This is a genomic window from Streptomyces sp. NPDC042336 (assembly GCF_055581985.1).
The window spans coordinates 26,877-41,408 of the sequence record NZ_JBVJEA010000004.1 but is presented as its reverse complement, the minus strand read 5'-3'; the positions used below and the strand labels follow the sequence as shown (position 1 = coordinate 41,408).

Annotated in this window: 17 protein-coding genes; 4 read left to right on the top strand and 13 right to left on the bottom strand. The window is 73.3% G+C overall.

Annotation, left to right across the window (positions count from 1 at the left end):
• Both ACZ6IM_RS11040 and ACZ6IM_RS11035 read right to left on the bottom strand, forming a co-directional pair.
• Entirely contained in the window at positions 1-216 is a 216-nt protein-coding gene (locus tag ACZ6IM_RS11040; protein ID WP_052842089.1) for an I78 family peptidase inhibitor, read from the bottom strand.
• 332 nt (positions 217-548) lie between these two features.
• Complete coding sequence (locus ACZ6IM_RS11035; RefSeq protein WP_469555988.1) at positions 549-1,391, bottom strand: hypothetical protein; 843 nt, start codon at positions 1,389-1,391, stop codon at positions 549-551.
• A 410-nt stretch (positions 1,392-1,801) separates the two neighbouring features.
• Between ACZ6IM_RS11035 and ACZ6IM_RS11030 the strand changes: the two genes are divergently transcribed.
• Positions 1,802-2,599: a hypothetical protein gene (locus ACZ6IM_RS11030; protein ID WP_052842091.1), complete on the top strand. Its 798-nt coding sequence runs from the start codon at positions 1,802-1,804 to the stop codon at positions 2,597-2,599.
• Between the two features lie 73 nt (positions 2,600-2,672).
• The gene (locus tag ACZ6IM_RS11025; protein WP_052842092.1) at positions 2,673-2,966 is read left to right on the top strand and encodes a hypothetical protein; all 294 of its coding nucleotides are present in this window, start codon (positions 2,673-2,675) and stop codon (positions 2,964-2,966) included.
• A 67-nt stretch (positions 2,967-3,033) separates the two neighbouring features.
• Here ACZ6IM_RS11025 and der read toward each other — a convergent pair whose 3' ends face one another.
• The 5 genes from der to aroH all read right to left on the bottom strand — a co-directional run bounded on the left by der (position 3,034) and on the right by aroH (position 7,519).
• Positions 3,034-4,512 carry a ribosome biogenesis GTPase Der gene (gene der / locus ACZ6IM_RS11020; protein WP_469555985.1) on the bottom strand — a complete coding sequence of 493 codons (1,479 nt, stop codon included), beginning with the start codon at positions 4,510-4,512 and terminating at the stop codon, positions 3,034-3,036.
• A gap of 73 nt (positions 4,513-4,585) precedes the next feature.
• Complete coding sequence (locus ACZ6IM_RS11015) at positions 4,586-5,248, bottom strand: lysophospholipid acyltransferase family protein (protein ID WP_469555984.1); 663 nt, start codon at positions 5,246-5,248, stop codon at positions 4,586-4,588.
• On the bottom strand, positions 5,245-5,940 hold the full coding sequence (cmk, locus tag ACZ6IM_RS11010) for a (d)CMP kinase (RefSeq protein ID WP_052842094.1): 696 nt from the start codon (positions 5,938-5,940) through the stop codon (positions 5,245-5,247). Before cmk ends, ACZ6IM_RS11015 begins: the two co-directional genes overlap by 4 nt.
• Before the next feature lie 134 nt (positions 5,941-6,074).
• On the bottom strand, positions 6,075-7,160 hold the full coding sequence (locus tag ACZ6IM_RS11005; protein ID WP_052842095.1) for a prephenate dehydrogenase: 1,086 nt from the start codon (positions 7,158-7,160) through the stop codon (positions 6,075-6,077).
• Entirely contained in the window at positions 7,157-7,519 is a 363-nt protein-coding gene (gene aroH, locus ACZ6IM_RS11000) for a chorismate mutase (RefSeq protein WP_061445536.1), read from the bottom strand. Before aroH ends, ACZ6IM_RS11005 begins: the two co-directional genes overlap by 4 nt.
• A gap of 143 nt (positions 7,520-7,662) precedes the next feature.
• Between aroH and ACZ6IM_RS10995 the strand changes: the two genes are divergently transcribed.
• Entirely contained in the window at positions 7,663-8,067 is a 405-nt protein-coding gene (locus ACZ6IM_RS10995) for a Rieske (2Fe-2S) protein (RefSeq protein WP_469555979.1), read from the top strand.
• Between the two features lie 22 nt (positions 8,068-8,089).
• Complete coding sequence (locus tag ACZ6IM_RS10990) at positions 8,090-8,833, top strand: nucleotidyltransferase domain-containing protein (RefSeq protein ID WP_469555977.1); 744 nt, start codon at positions 8,090-8,092, stop codon at positions 8,831-8,833.
• Here the strand turns inward: ACZ6IM_RS10990 and ACZ6IM_RS10985 are convergent.
• From ACZ6IM_RS10985 to ACZ6IM_RS10960, 6 genes are all read right to left on the bottom strand, one after another.
• Positions 8,759-9,511 carry a nucleotidyltransferase domain-containing protein gene (locus ACZ6IM_RS10985; protein ID WP_052842099.1) on the bottom strand — a complete coding sequence of 251 codons (753 nt, stop codon included), beginning with the start codon at positions 9,509-9,511 and terminating at the stop codon, positions 8,759-8,761. The two genes, ACZ6IM_RS10990 and ACZ6IM_RS10985, sit on opposite strands and share 75 nt — an antisense overlap.
• Before the next feature lie 4 nt (positions 9,512-9,515).
• Positions 9,516-10,538 (bottom strand): ADP-ribosylglycohydrolase family protein, encoded by a 1,023-nt coding sequence (locus ACZ6IM_RS10980; protein WP_052842100.1) that lies wholly within the window; start codon positions 10,536-10,538, stop codon positions 9,516-9,518.
• Positions 10,535-11,254 carry an NUDIX hydrolase gene (locus tag ACZ6IM_RS10975; protein ID WP_469555974.1) on the bottom strand — a complete coding sequence of 240 codons (720 nt, stop codon included), beginning with the start codon at positions 11,252-11,254 and terminating at the stop codon, positions 10,535-10,537. Before ACZ6IM_RS10975 ends, ACZ6IM_RS10980 begins: the two co-directional genes overlap by 4 nt.
• A 92-nt stretch (positions 11,255-11,346) precedes the next feature.
• Entirely contained in the window at positions 11,347-12,462 is a 1,116-nt protein-coding gene (locus ACZ6IM_RS10970) for a pseudouridine synthase (RefSeq protein ID WP_052842102.1), read from the bottom strand.
• Positions 12,462-13,142, bottom strand: a complete 681-nt coding sequence (scpB, locus tag ACZ6IM_RS10965) for an SMC-Scp complex subunit ScpB (RefSeq protein WP_469555972.1) — start codon at positions 13,140-13,142, stop codon at positions 12,462-12,464. Before scpB ends, ACZ6IM_RS10970 begins: the two co-directional genes overlap by 1 nt.
• On the bottom strand, positions 13,139-14,521 hold the full coding sequence (locus ACZ6IM_RS10960) for a segregation and condensation protein A (RefSeq protein ID WP_469555969.1): 1,383 nt from the start codon (positions 14,519-14,521) through the stop codon (positions 13,139-13,141). Before ACZ6IM_RS10960 ends, scpB begins: the two co-directional genes overlap by 4 nt.
• Positions 14,522-14,532 lie beyond the last annotated feature (11 nt).

Genomic DNA, 14,532 nt, shown 5'->3' with positions numbered 1-14,532 from the left:
CTAGCCCTTCCAGGCCCGGGCCACGCGGCCGTCCTTCACCTCGAAGTTGAGGCGGCCCACGCGGTACTCCATGGTGATGACCGTGCCGGGCGCCAGGGACCGCACCGTCGACCAGCCCCGCTCCCGCGCCAGCCGCTCGGCCGCGTCGGAGTCGAGGCCCACGTAGGTGTCCGGGCTGTCCTGGGGCTCGGCCGGGGGTGTCGGAATCGGTGCCATGCCGCCACGCTATGCCCTGCTCCGGGAGCGGGGAAGCCCGAGTCGGTAACACGGGTCACAGATGCACCTACGGTCACATTTCTGTCACAGGATCACGCTGCGCGTTTTGCCGGAACCCGTTCACACGGACGGACGGATTCGCGCATGTTCCGCAGGCGGCCGAGGTGAATTCCCGCGTGTCGCGGTACTCCGTCGAATAAGTGGACGGAAAAGGCGCTCGGGGCGCCCCGGCGACGTCCTGCATTCCGCATTCGAACGCTCCCGAACGGACTTGCGTGCGCCCGCGCGGAAGGCTCCGGATCACTTACATGAATCGAACATCGGACACGCGGTCAGGCTTCCAGCGGGACGACCGCGAGCGACAGGTCGTTGTCCCGGGTGTAGTACGGCCCGGCCTCCACGGGGCCGTGCGGCGTCCGCACCCGCGCGCGGGGAAACGTGAAGACCGGGTTCTTGTCGGCGACGTCGTCCAGCAGCCGCGCGAGGCGCACCACCGGACCGAAGTCGCCGGCGGGCCGCAGCCACAGGTCCCACAGGCCGGGCGCAAGGCCGTCGTAGGGCACGGTGAAGGCGAACTCCGTCCGCTCGGCGGCGACGTCCACCCGGCGCACGACGGAGCCGTCCGTGCCGCCCCCTCCGTCGCCGGTCCTGGCGCGCAGCTCGGCGTCCGCCCCGGGCAGGAGCTGGGTGCCGTACACGCGCCCGCGTACGGTCAGGCCGCCGCTCGCGTGGCGCAGGTCCACCGCCTCCGCGTGCGGGGCGCGCAGCCAGCTGCGGACGGTGAGGTTGCCCTGCCGGGTGGCGTACGGGATGCGGACGGCGACGTGACCGAGCCGCCCGCTGGGAGTGCGCTCGGCCAGGGAGCGCAGATCGGTGACGCCGGGCACCAGGCGCCGCGGCCGGCCGTCGGACAGGCGGGCGTAGGCGTCCCAGCGGCCCTCGGGCAGGGAGACGCTGCTGGGCAGCGCGGCGCGCAGCCGGCCCGCCGCCGCCGGGGCCAGCGGCAGGCTGACGGTGTCCGCGGCGGACTCGACGGCGCCGGTGACGCGGCGGCGCAGGACGAGCAGGGCCGCCCCGGTTCTTCCGCGCGCGGCGACGTCGAAGGTCAGACCGCCCGCCGAGTCGCCGATGCAGTCGGCGCGCAGCGGGACGGCCGGTGGGGCCGGCGGCGTCATGCGGTGCGGTTCCTCCCATGGACTTCTCGTCGTCCGGTTAGACCCGGAACCCTGCCTTCTGGTTGTCCGTGTCCGATTGCGATGTGGTCACGACGGGGACGAGCGCCCGGTGTCGACTCTTTCCAGTCACCCAGTTCATTCGCTGATTTCATGATTTGTCGACTCGCCGGGCGGGCGCGTCGCCCGTGCCCGATCGGCCCAACAGCGGTGCGCGGCAGCCCACTTGGGCCTACGGCGACGACAGCGACCGCCGGGTGATCGCCTGCGTCGCATGGTTCGATTCCGTTGGCCATGGGGCGTGACTCCCGCCACCGGTCCCCCGTTGTCCTTGCATGAGCCGGGGACCCGCCCGGACCACGGCCCGGGAGCCACCCGGTCCGGCCACGCACCGCATCCCGAGGGAGCCACCCGTGCCGCGCATGCTCGACGTCAGCGACGACGTACGCGCCGAGATCGGCGATGAAGAAGCCGACCGCCTGCTGGCCGGGGAGTCCGCCCCGGGCAGTTACGACTGCACGTCCTGCCGCACCCCGGGCGACTGTGAGCAGGAGCGCACCAGCACCGTCCTGTTCATCGGGGACGAGACCGCCGTGCTCGCCTTCGCCCACGCGGGCTGCCTGCCCTCGCAGGTCGTCAAGGTCACCGAGGAGCAGCTCCAGGGCGCGGTGCGCTCCATCAACGCCGACCAGGCCCGCTCCGAGCCCGCTCCCGCCGCCCCGGAGAAGGCCGCGCCCGAGCAGGCCGTGCTCGGTGTGACCAGCGGACTGATCCTGATCGCCGGAGAGCTGCACCCGGCCCTCGTGGTGGAGCCGACCGCGCCCATCGCCCGGCCCGGAACGGCCGGCGCCGGGGACGACTTCCTGCCGCTGCTGATCGAGCAGGGCTTCATGCCGGTCACCGAGCTGGTGTCCGCGCCGGCCGTGCTGCACGGCTGGTCGGTCCTGCTCGCGATGGGCCAGCTGCACGCGGTGCTCCAGCCCGGGACGAACGGCGGCCGGCCGGTGGCCTGGTGGCAGGCGCACCAGCCGCTCCAGGTCACCGAGGGCTGGCGCACGGCGGCCAACAAGCACCAGCAGGTGCTGATGTTCGCGGCGCCCGTCGGGTCGATCGGCCGGCAGCCGCGCGAGGACCTGCTGCGCGACGCGCTGGACAAGGCGGCGGCGAACGGACAGCTGGTCGCGGCGGCGCTGCCGCTGGCGGGGACCTGAGCCCGGTCACGCGGCTGCCGGACGGCCGTCACCCGGGCCGCATCCCTTCCACCCCGGGGTCGTTTGGACATACGTGTACGCATACGACGCCTTCCACCGCCACGGCGGCCCCTCGACCACGCCGATCTACGACGCGCTCTACGCCGAGTACGTCAGGTCCTTCCGATCGCTGCCGGGGGATCGCAGCGGTGAGGAGGAACTGGGGTTCACGGCCTTCAGGAGCATCCCGCGCGGCAGAGGCGGCTACAGCGCCTACAGCGCGGGGGCCCAGAGCGCCCGCGTCGGCCAGCAGTCGGTGTGGCAGCGCGTCGGCGGCACGCACCACGTCCCGGCGGCACTGCCTCCGGCCCCGCGGTCCGGCACCTGACCGCAGGACCACTGACGCGTGAGGGGCGCCCCTGGCCGGGGGCGCCCCTCACGCGTCAGTGGGTGTCCTACTTCTTCTTCGCGCCGCGCTTCTCGCGCACCCGCACGGAGATGTGGATCGGCGTCCCCTCGAAGCTGAACTCCTCGCGCAGCCGGCGCTCGATGAAGCGCCGGTAGCCCGCCTCGATGAAGCCGGAGGCGAAGAGCACGAACCGCGGGGGCTTGGTGCCCGCCTGGGTGCCGAAGAGGATGCGCGGCTGCTTGCCGCCCCGCACCGGGTGCGGGTGGGCGGCGACCAGCTCGCCGAGGAAGGCGTTCAGCCGGCCCGTCGGGACCCGGGTCTCCCAGCCCGCCAGGGCGGTCTCGATGGCGGGGACGAGCTTCTCCATGTGCCGGCCGGTCTGCGCCGAGACGTTGACCCGCGGCGCCCACGCCACCTGGCCCAGCTCCGTCTCGATCTCCCGCTCCAGGTAGTAGCGGCGCTCCTCGTCGAGGGTGTCCCACTTGTTGTAGGCGACGACGATCGCGCGGCCCGCCTCGACGGCCATGGTGACGATCCGCTGGTCCTGCACCGAGATCGACTCGGAGGCGTCGATGAGGATGACGGCCACCTCGGCCTTCTCGACGGCGGCGGCGGTGCGCAGCGAGGCGTAGTAGTCGGCGCCCTGCTGGAGGTGGACGCGCTTGCGGATGCCCGCCGTGTCGACGAACTTCCAGGTGACGCCGCCCAGCTCGATCAGCTCGTCGACCGGGTCGCGGGTGGTCCCGGCCAGTTCGTTGACGACGACGCGCTCCTCGCCGGCGACCTTGTTCAGCAGTGAGGACTTGCCGACGTTGGGGCGGCCGATCAGGGCGATGCGGCGCGGGCCGCCGACGGCGGTGCCGAAGGTCTGGGCCGGGGCCTCGGGCAGGGCCTCCAGGACCCGGTCCAGCATGTCGCCGGTGCCGCGGCCGTGCAGCGCGGAGACCGGGTGCGGCTCGCCGAGGCCCAGCGACCACAGGTAGGAGGCGTCCGCCTCGCCGCTCGGGCCGTCGACCTTGTTGGCGCACAGCACGACGGGCTTGCCGGCCTTGCGCAGCAGCCGGACGACCGCCTCGTCGGTGTCGGTGGCACCGACCTTGGCGTCCACGACGAAGACGACCGCGTCGGCGGCCTCGATGGCGTACTCGGCCTGGGCGGCGACGGAGGCGTCGATGCCCAGGACGTCCTGCTCCCAGCCGCCGGTGTCGACGACCTTGAAGCGGCGGCCCGCCCACTCGGCCTCGTAGGTGACGCGGTCGCGGGTGACGCCGGGCTTGTCCTCGACGACCGCCTCACGGCGGCCGATGATGCGGTTCACGAGGGTCGACTTGCCGACATTGGGGCGGCCGACGACGGCGAGGACGGGCAGCGGGCCGTGCCCGGCCTCCTCGATCGCGCCCTCGACCTCCTCGACGTCGAAGCCCTCTTCGGCGGCCAGCTCCATGAACTGCGCGTACTCGGCGTCGCCGAGCGCCCCGTGGTCGTGCTCCTCGCCCGAGCCCTCGGAGTGGATGTGGTCGTTCATGAAGTCCGTACCTCGTTCATCGTGGTGATCGGTGGCGCACCCGGTACCGGGTGATCCACTACTCAAGTGTCACTCAGCGCCCGGTGAGGCGCCTGGCGTTTTCCAGGTGCGCGGTGAGCTGCTTCTGGATGCGTTCGGTGGCCTCGTCCAGGGCCTTGCGGGTGCGCCGCCCGCTGCCGTCGCCCGCGTCGAACGGCTCGCCGAAGACGACGTCGACGCGGGAGCGCAGCGGGGGCAGCGCCTTTATCAACCGTCCGGGACGGTCCGTGCTTCCCAGCACCGCGACCGGGACGATCGGCGCGCCGCTGCGCAGCGCGAAGTAGGCGAGCCCGGCGCGCAGCGAGGCGAAGTCTCCCTCGCCCCGGGTTCCCTCCGGGAAGATGCCCAGCACGCCGCCGTTCTCCAGCACGCCCAGCGCGCGGGCGATGGCCGTGCGGTCGGTCGAGTGGCGGTCCACCTCGACCTGGCCGATGCCGGTCAGGAAGCGTCCGAGCGGGCCGACGAACGCCTCCTTCTTGATCAGGAAGTGCGTCGGCCGGGGCGCTACGCCCATGACCATCGGGCCGTCGATGTTGTGCGCGTGGTTGACGGCGTAGATCACCGGGCCGGTGGCCGGCACCCGCCAGGCGCCGAGCACGCGCGGCTTCCACAGCCCGTACATCAGGCCGACGCCGATGCGCCGGCCGACCTCGGCGCCCTGCTCGGAGGGGACGGGCGTTGCGGAGGATGCGGTCACTTCCCCGCCCGCTTCTCCTCGACGAGGGTGACGACGCACTCGATGACCTGCGGGAGGGTGAGGGCGGTGGTGTCCACCTCGACCGCGTCGCCGGCCTTGGCCAGCGGGGAGGTCTTGCGGCTGGAGTCGGCCGCGTCCCGCTTGATCAGGGCCTCGCGGGTGGCGTTGACGTCGGCGCCCTTCAGCTCGCCGCTGCGGCGGGCGGCGCGGGCCTCCGCCGAGGCGGTGAGGAAGATCTTCAGGTCGGCGTCCGGCAGCACGGTGGTGCCGATGTCGCGGCCCTCGACGACGATGCCGAGCGGCGCGGCGGCGGCGATGGTGCGCTGCAGCTCGGTGATCCGGGCGCGGACCTCCGGTACGGCGCTGACCGCGCTGACCTTGGAGGTGACCTCCTGGGTGCGGATCGGGCCGGCCACGTCCACGCCGTCGACCGTGATGGTCGGACCGGCCGGGTCGGTGCCGGAGACGATCTCGGGCTTGCCGGCCGCGGCGGCCACGGCGTGCGGGTCGTCGGTGTCGATGCCGTTGCTGACCATCCACCAGGTGATCGCCCGGTACTGGGCACCGGTGTCCAGGTAGCTCAGACCGAGCTGCGCGGCCACGGCCTTCGACGTGCTCGACTTGCCCGTGCCGGAGGGGCCGTCGATGGCGACAATCACGGCCGGGACGGTCGGGGCGGCGCCGTTTTCCACGAGGGGACACCTTCCTGGTGCGGTGCGGTGGGTGGTGTGCGGGACGCGAGCGCGTCCCGGACAAGGTTACCGGGCCCGCGGGACCCCTCTTACAGCCCTGCGCCGCACCCGCTGCGGCGCGACCGCCCTCGCGCTCACTGCCGGATCGCCCAGCCCCGTTCCTTCAGGGCCGCGGTGAGGACGGCGGCGGCCTTCGGCTCCACCATGAGCTGCACCAGACCCGCCTGCTGCCCGGTCGCGTGCTCGATCCGCACGTCCTCGATGTTGACCCCGGCCCGTCCGGCGTCCGCGAAGATGCGGGCCAGCTGGCCCGGCTGGTCGTCGATGAGGACGGCCACCGTCTCGTAGGCCCGCGGGGCGGAGCCGTGCTTGCCGGGGACGCGGACCTGCCCGGCGTTGCCGCGCCGCAGCACCTCGGCGATGCCGGTGCCGCCCTCGCGGCGCTTGTCCTCGTCGGAGGACTGCAGGGCGCGCAGGGCCCGCACCGTCTCCTCCAGGTCGGCGGCGACATCGGTGAGCAGGTCGGCGACCGGCCCGGGGTTGGCGGAGAGGATGTCGATCCACATCCGGGGGTCGGAGGCGGCGATCCGGGTCACGTCGCGGATGCCCTGGCCGCACAGCCGTACGGCGGCCTCCTCGGCGTGCTCCAGGCGCGCGGCGACCATGCTGGAGACCAGGTGGGGCATGTGGGAGACGAGGGCCACGGCGCGGTCGTGGGCGTCCGCGTCCATCACCACCGGCACCGCGCGGCAGTGCGAGACCAGCTCCAGGGCGAGGTTCAGCACCTCGGTGTCGGTGTCCCGGGTCGGGGTCAGCACCCAGGGACGGCCCTCGAAGAGGTCGGCGGTGGCGGCCAGCGGGCCGGACTTCTCCCGGCCGGACATGGGATGGGTGCCGATGTACGCCGACAGGTCGAGGCCGCGCGCCTCCAGCTCCCGCCGGGGGCCGCCCTTGACGCTGGCCACGTCGATGTAGCCGCGGGCGGCGCCGCGGGCCATGGCGTCGGCCAGCACGTCGGCCACCAGGGCGGGCGGGGCGGCGACGATCGCGAGGTCGACCGGGCCGCCCGGGGCCTCGTCGGTGCCGGCGCCGAGCGCGGCGGCGGTGCGGGCCTGCTCGGGGTCGTGGTCGGCGAGGTGGACGGTGACGCCCCTCGCGGTGAGGGCGAGGGCGGCGGAGGTGCCGATGAGGCCCGTGCCGATGACGAGTGCGGTTCTCACTGGGCGATGTCCTTGCGCAGGGCCGCGGCGGCGCCGAGGTAGACGTGGGCGATCTCGGCGCGGGGCCGGTCGGACTCGATGTGGGCGAGAACACGCACGACGCGGGGCATGGCGCCCTCGACGTCCAGCTCCTGGGCGCAGATCAGCGGCACGTCGGTGATGCCGAGCCCGCGGGCCGCGGCGGCCGGGAAGTCGCTGTGCAGATCGGGGGTGGCGGTGAACCACAGGCTGATCAGGTCGTCGACCGTCAGGCCGTTGCGCTCCATCAGTGCCGTCAGCAGGGCCGCGACCTGCTCGTCCATGTGTCCGGCCTCGTCCCGCTCCAGTTGGACGGCGCCCCGGACCGCTCGTACCGCCACGGCGATGCTCCTTGCTGGTGTTGCTGACGCGTGTATCGGTTCTTGGTCCGTCCAGCCTAGTCAGCCCGCCGCGTACCGGCCCGCGGCGCCCGTCTCCTGAGACGCTGACCCCGCCGCTGGACCTTCTGCCCCGGAGTTGCGACATGACCCACACCCCGACCCGCCGTACGGTCCTCCGCTGCACGGGCGCGGGCGCGGTGGCGCTCTGCGCGGGCTGCGGCGACGGGGACGGTGACGGCGGCTCCTCGGCCGTCTCGTCCGGCCGGGAACTGGCGGCCACCGGCGACGTCCCGGTCGGCGGCGGCAAGATCCTCACCGAGGAGAAGATCGTGGTGACCCAGCCGAAGGAGGGCGAGTTCAAGGCGTTCTCGGCGGTCTGCACCCACCAGGGCTGCGTCGTGTCGGACGTGCGGGACGGCACCATCGACTGCGCCTGCCACGGCAGCAGGTTCGCCGTCGCCGACGGCTCGGTGGTGCGGGGCCCGGCGACGGAGCCGCTGCCCGGGAAGCGGATCACGGTGACGGGAAATTCGGTCCGCCTGGCGTGAGCCGCCCGCGTACGCTCCCGCCATGCGCCCCGAGACCCTGGTCCGCGACCACACGATCTACGCCTGTGTGATGGGTTCACGCGCCTTCGGACTGGCGACGCGGGACAGCGACACGGACCGCCGGGGCGTCTTCCTCGCCCCGACGCCCCTGTTCTGGCGCTTCGAGAAGCCGCCGACGCACGTGGAGGGCCCGGCACGGGAGCAGTTCAGCTGGGAGCTGGAGCGCTTCTGCGAACTGGGCCTGCGGGCCAACCCGAACATCCTGGAGTGCCTGCACTCCCCGCTCGTGGAGTCCGCGGACGACACCGGCCACGAACTGCTCGCCCTGCGCGACGCGTTCCTCTCCCGCCGGGCCCACGAGACGTTCACCCGCTACGCGCACGGCCAGCGCCACAAGCTCGACGCCCACGTGCGCACCCACGGCGCCCCGCGCTGGAAGCACGCGATGCACCTGCTGCGGCTCCTGACGAGCGCCCGCGACCTGCTGCGCACCGGCGTCCTGACGATCGACGTGGGCGAAGGGCGCGAGGCACTGCTCGCCGTGAAGCGCGGCGAGGTGCCCTGGCCGGAGGTGGCGGCGCGGATGAACCGCCTGGCGCGGGAGGGCGAGGAGGCGGCCTCGCGCAGTCCGCTGCCGGCCGAACCGGACCGGCGCCGCGTCGAGGACTTCCTGGTCCGCACCCGCCGCGCCTCAGCGCTCCAGCCGGGTCCGTACGACGAAGTCGTGCAGGGCGTCGTACGCGGTGGGGGCGTCGGGGAGGGCTGACGCGGCCTGCGCCTCGTCCAGTACGGCGTGCAGCCGCTCCACGTCGGCCCGCACCCGCGCGTGGTCGACGCCTGCGTCCCCGTACTCCCGCTCCGCCTTGGCGGCGACCAGCTCGGGCAGGTACGCGGGAGCGGCGTCGACCTCCTCGCCGAGGGTCGGCAGGTGGGGCTGCACCTCTCCGGTGCGCATCAGGTGGATGCCGGTGAGGAGCACCCGGAAGGTGTACAGCAGCGGCTTCAGCTGTCCGGTCTTCTCGAACAGCCGCCACTGGGTCTGCGCGAACCCCCGGTAGTGGTGGGCGTGGTGGCCGGTGAGGACGCCGGGCGCGAATCCGGCCAGTTCCCGGTGTGCCTCGGTGGTGTGCACGACCAGCGGCGACAGCAGCTGCTCCAGCACATAGCCGTTGCGGCGGAGCATCAGCCGGACGAACTTGCGCAGGTCGTGCGTGACCAGGTCCATCTCGACGCCGTCCCGGTCCCACATCCGCGACCGCGTCTCCTCCGGCTCGTGGAGCCCGACGAGGTCGGCGGCGGGCAGCAGGTGCACGCCGCGCAGGTCCACGTCGGAGTCGCGGGAGGGGAAGCCGTAGAGGTGGGCGCCGGAGACGGTGGCGAACAGCACCGGGAAGGGCTGTTCGCCCACCACCGGAGCCAGGTCGATGTCCAGGGCGTCGATCATGCGCTCAAGCGTCCCAGAGCGCTCCGAGGGCCAGCAGGTCGCCCCGGTACTCGATGCGGTCGGCCCAGTCGGCCGGCCAGGCGTCGGCACCCAGGTGCGCGCCCGCGAAGGCGCCCGCGAGGCAGGCGATGGAGTCGGAGTCGCCGGAGGTGCAGGCGCCGCGGCGCAGGGCGGTGAGCGGCTCGTCGACGAAGAGCAGGAAGCACAGCAGCCCGGCCGCCATGGCCTCCTCGGCGACCCAGCCCTCACCGACGGCCAGACAGGGGTCGGTCTCCGGTGAGACGGAGCGCACCGCCTCCTGGAGCCGGTCGAGTGTCGCCAGGCACTCGTCCCAGCCGCGTGCGATGAAGTGCTCGGGCGTCGGGTCCTGGGCGCGGGTCCACAGGTCGCCGAGCCAGCGCTCGTGGTAGCGGATGCGGTTGTCGTAGGCGTAGGAGCGCAGCCGCCCGACCAGGCCGGTCGGCTCGGCCCCCTCGGCGAGCAGCCGCACGGCGTGCGCGGTGAGGTCGGAGGCGGCGAGCGCGGTGGGGTGCCCGTGCGTGAGCGCGGACTGCAACTGGGCGGCGCCCGCGCGCTGTTCGTCGCTCAGGCCGGGGACCAGCCCGACCGGCGCGACGCGCATGTTGGCGCCGCAGCCCTTGGAGTGGATCTGGCTGGCGTCCTGCCAGGGGCGGTCCGGGGCCTTGAGGAGGTTGCAGGCTTTGAGGCAGGTGTTGCCCGGCGCCCGGTTGTTCTCCGGCGACTGGTACCAGTCGACGAATTCCTCGCGCACAGGCCGCTCCATCCGCTTGGGACCGAGCAGGCCCCGCTCCATGGCCGTCCGCAGCCCCTTGCCCAGCGCCAGCGTCATCTGGGTGTCGTCGGTGACGATCGCGGGCCTGGGCAGCGCCATCTCCCGCCAGGGGCCGCACTTGGCGAGGATCGACGGGACGTCGTTGAACTCGGTGGGGAAGCCCAGCGCGTCGCCGAGGGCGAGGCCGGTGAGCGCTCCGGTGGCGGCGCGCTTGGTGCCTGGGGTCGTGGTCATGCGGGGCGTCCTTCCCGAGGGGTGCGCAGCAGGGGCGGGTGCAGGGTGGTGGCCGGACCGGCGCGGTACACGGCGGCGGGCTTGCCGCGGCCTCCGGTCAGGCGGGCGGCGCCCGGGACGGGCTCGACGAAGCCGGGGGTGGCGAGGACCTTGCGCCGGAAGTTGGGCCGGTCCAGGGCCGTGCCCCACACCGTCTCGTAGACACCCTGCAACTCGCCGAGGGTGAACTCGGCCGGGCAGAAGGCGGTGGCCAGGCAGGTGTACTGCAGCTTGGCGCCGACGCGGTCCCGGGCGTCGGCCAGGATCCGGTCGTGGTCGAAGGCCAGGCCCTGCGCCTTGTCGTACGGCATCCAGCAGGCCTCGGCCGCGTCACCGCCGCCCTGCGGTTCGGGAGGGTCCGGCAGCAGCGCGGCGAAGGCGACGGAGACGACCCGCATCCGGGGGTCCCGGCCGGGTTCGCTGTAGGTCCGCAGCTGCTCCAGGTGCAGTCCGGTCACGTCCGCCAGGCCCGTCTCCTCCGCCAGCTCGCGCCGGGCCGCCTCCTCCGCCGACTCCTCGGGCAGCAGGAAGCCGCCGGGCAGTGCCCAGCGGCCCGCGTACGGCTCCTGGCCGCGTTCGACCAGCAGTACGTGCAGCGCGCCCGCCCGCAGCGTGAGAACGGCGAGGTCGACGGTGACGGCGAAGGGTTCGAAAGCGTGCTTGTCGTAGCCGTGCACGACCGGCCACCCCCTTAATAGTCACTGCGACTATAAAAGGGGGTGGCCGGTCGGCACAAGCCTCGTACGGGCGGGATCGCCCGGCGATCCGCCTAGAGGTCGACCTCCTGCATCAGCATCCCGACCTCCGTGTTGGACAGGCGGCGCAGCCAGCCCGACTTCTGGTCGCCCAGCGTGATCGGGCCGAAGGCGGTGCGCACCAGCTTGTCGACGGGGAAGCCCGCCTCCGCCAGCATCCGGCGCACGATGTGCTTGCGGCCCTCGTGCAGGGTGACCTCGACCAGGTAGTTCTTGCCGGTCTGCTCGACGACCCGGAAGTGGTCCGCGCGCGCGTAGCCGTCCTCCAGCTGGATGCCGTCCTTGAGGCGCTTGCCGAGGTCGCGCGGGATCGGGCCCACGATGTGCGCGAGGTAGGTCTTCTTCACGCCGTACCGGGGATGGGTCAGACGGTGGGCCAGCTCGCCGTGGTTGGTGAGCAGAATGACACCCTCGGTCTCGGTGTCCAGCCGGCCCACGTGGAAGAGGCGGGTCTCGCGGTTGGTGACGTAGTCACCGAGGCACTGGCGGCCCTCCGGGTCCTCCATGGTGGAGACGACACCGGCGGGCTTGTTGAGCGAGAAGAACTGGTACGACTGCGTCGCGACGGTCAGACCGTCGACCTTGACCTCGTCCTTCTCCGGGTCGACGCGGCGGCCCTGCTCCAGCACGATCTCGCCGTTGATCTCGACACGGGCCTGCTCGATCAGCTCCTCGCAGGCCCGCCGGGAACCGTAGCCCGCGCGCGCGAGGACCTTCTGGAGCCGCTCGCCCTCCTGCTCGGCACCCGGGAAGGTCTTGGGCAGCTTGACGTCCTTCTTGCCCGCGTACCGCTCGCGGTTGCGCTCCTCGGCCCGCGTCTCGTACTCGCGGGAAGTGGCCGGGGCGCTGCGGCCGCGCTGCTGGGGCCGCTTCGGACCGCCCTTGGCGCCGCCGCGGGCCGAGGGTCCGCGGCCCGACTTCGGACCGTCCTTGGTGGCGCCGGGGCCCACGTCGTAGCGCCGCTCCTCCGGGCGCGGCTTCTTGGGACGGCCGCCCTGCTTGTCGTCGCGGTCGTTGCCGGCGCCGCGGTGGTTGCCGCGGCCACCGCCACTCCCGCCGCGGCCGCCGCTGTTGCCACCACGGCTCCCGCCGTTGTTTCCGCTGCTGTTCCTGCCGCTGCTGCTTCGCATCAAAATTCCGTCTTGTCGTGTGCGCCCTCGGAATCCGGGGCGTCCGGATCGAACGACGGGACCCCTTCCAGCGTCTCGGCCTCGATCGCCTCCGCCTCCGGGAGGAAGGGCGCGAGCTCCGGGAGCTCGTCCAGGCCGCGCAGGCCCATCCGCTCCAGGAAGTAGTTCGTCGTCACGTACAGGATCGCACCTGTTTCGGGTTCCGTGCCCGCCTCCTCGACCAGCCCCCGCTGCAGGAGGGTGCGCATCACGCCGTCGCAGTTCACGCCGCGCACCGCGGAGACCCGGCTGCGGCTGACCGGCTGGCGGTAGGCGACCACCGCGAGGGTCTCCAGGGCGGCCTGGGTGAGGCGGGCGTGCTGGCCGTCCAGGACGAAGCCCTCGACGGCCGCGGCGTACTCGGGCCGGCTGTAGAAGCGCCAGCCGCCCGCGACCAGGCGCAGCTCGAAGCCGCGGCCCTGGACGGCGTACTCGTCGGCCAGCTCGCGCAGGGCGTCCGCGATCCGCCGCCGGGGCCGTTGCAGTATCTTCGCCAGCCGCTCCTCGGTCGCCGGCTCGTCGACGACCATGAGGACGGCTTCCAGGGCGGGCTTGAGGTCGAGCCCGGCGACACCGTCCGGTCCGTCCGGTCCGTCCAGGGGCCCGATGGCCGCTTCGGCCTCGGTGGTTGCTTCACTCACGCCTTCTGCTCCTCCTTCGGCGCCTCGGGCGGCCGGTCGAACTCGTCGGTCACCACCGGCTGTGCCTGCCCGTCACCGCCGGTCCAGCGCACCAGCAGGTCGCCGAGGGCGGTCTCCTGGTCCAGCTCGACGGCCTTCTCCCGGTACAGCTCCAGCAGGGCCAGGAAGCGGGCGACGACGGTCAGTGTGTCCTCGGTGTCCTGGACCAGCACGCGGAAGCTGGCCTCGCCCAGTTCCTTCAGGCGGGCGACGACGATCCCCGCCTGCTCCTGCACGCTGACCAGGGGCGCGTGGATGTGCTCGACGTACACCTGCGGTTTGGGCTTCGGCTGCATCGCCTTCACGGCGAGCTTGGCGAAGCCCTCGGGGCCGATGCTGATGACGACCTCGGGCAGCAGCTCGGCGTGGTGCGGCTCCAGGCCCACGGTACGGGGGTGACGGCGGGCCTCGGCCTCCAGCCGTCCGTTGAAGATCTCCGCGATCTGCTTGTACGCGCGGTACTGGAGCAGGCGGGCGAAGAGCAGGTCGCGGGCCTCCAGGAGGGCCAGGTCGGCCTCGTCCTCGACCTCGGCGGCGGGCAGCAGCCGGGCCGCCTTCAGGTCGAGCAGCGTGGCCGCGACCACCAGGAACTCGGTGGTCTGGTCGAGGTCCCAGTCCGGCCCCATCGCCCGGATGTGCGCCATGAACTCGTCGGTCACCTTGGACAGCGCGACCTCGGTGACGTCCATCTTGTGCTTGGAGATCAGCTGGAGCAGCAGGTCGAAAGGCCCCTCGAAGTTGGCGAGCCGCACCTTGAAGACACCGTCGCCCGCCTCGTCGGAGGTGCCCTCCGCGGACTCCCGGGGCGGGGCGGCGACGTGCCGGCCGGAGACCTCCTCGGCCTGCTCCCCGGGCGCGCCCGCGGCCGTCGGCACCCCGGACGCCCGGACCGGCCGCTCGACCGGCCCTGGACGCTCATGGTCCGCGGTCCGGGGAGCCTGTTGCGGCACGGGGGCCGGATCCACGGCGAGAACGGCCTCGGGCGGGCCGTCCGCCCGTACTCGCGGGCCGGCGGGCGCGGCGGCCTGTCGCCCGGGTGCGACCGAGACGCGCCCGATCGCCGCCGGCTCCTCCGCCGCCGTTCCCGCGCCCGTCGGCTGCACCTCCGTGCGCGCGGCGGGGCCCGCGGGGTCCGGTTCCGCTCCGGCCGGGGCGGGCGCCGGTCCGGCCCGGAGGTCCTGCTCGGGGGGCACCGCTCCGGCGGTCCCGGAGGCGCGGTCGCCGGAAGACGTCTCCTCGGGAAGCGGCGTGGCTGCCGGCACCTCCGGGCCCCTGCCCAGCGCACGCCTGCGGCCGGCGCGTGGGCCGCGGCCGGGGCGGGGGGCGTCGTTCGAGGGCATGGCCCCCGCAG

Excerpts from the sequence above, each read along its gene's own strand:
- ACZ6IM_RS11040 (WP_052842089.1), bottom strand. The coding sequence starts at position 216 with ATGGCACCGATTCCGACACCCCCGGCCGAGCCCCAGGACAGCCCGGAC.
- ACZ6IM_RS11035 (WP_469555988.1), bottom strand. The coding sequence starts at position 1,391 with ATGACGCCGCCGGCCCCACCGGCCGTCCCGCTGCGCGCCGACTGCATC.
- der (WP_469555985.1), bottom strand. The coding sequence starts at position 4,512 with ATGAACGACCACATCCACTCCGAGGGCTCGGGCGAGGAGCACGACCAC.
- ACZ6IM_RS10995 (WP_469555979.1), top strand. The coding sequence starts at position 7,663 with ATGACCCACACCCCGACCCGCCGTACGGTCCTCCGCTGCACGGGCGCG.
- ACZ6IM_RS10990 (WP_469555977.1), top strand. The coding sequence starts at position 8,090 with ATGCGCCCCGAGACCCTGGTCCGCGACCACACGATCTACGCCTGTGTG.
- ACZ6IM_RS10985 (WP_052842099.1), bottom strand. The coding sequence starts at position 9,511 with ATGATCGACGCCCTGGACATCGACCTGGCTCCGGTGGTGGGCGAACAG.
- ACZ6IM_RS10980 (WP_052842100.1), bottom strand. The coding sequence starts at position 10,538 with ATGACCACGACCCCAGGCACCAAGCGCGCCGCCACCGGAGCGCTCACC.
- ACZ6IM_RS10970 (WP_052842102.1), bottom strand. The coding sequence starts at position 12,462 with ATGCGAAGCAGCAGCGGCAGGAACAGCAGCGGAAACAACGGCGGGAGC.
- ACZ6IM_RS10960 (WP_469555969.1), bottom strand. The coding sequence starts at position 14,521 with ATGCCCTCGAACGACGCCCCCCGCCCCGGCCGCGGCCCACGCGCCGGC.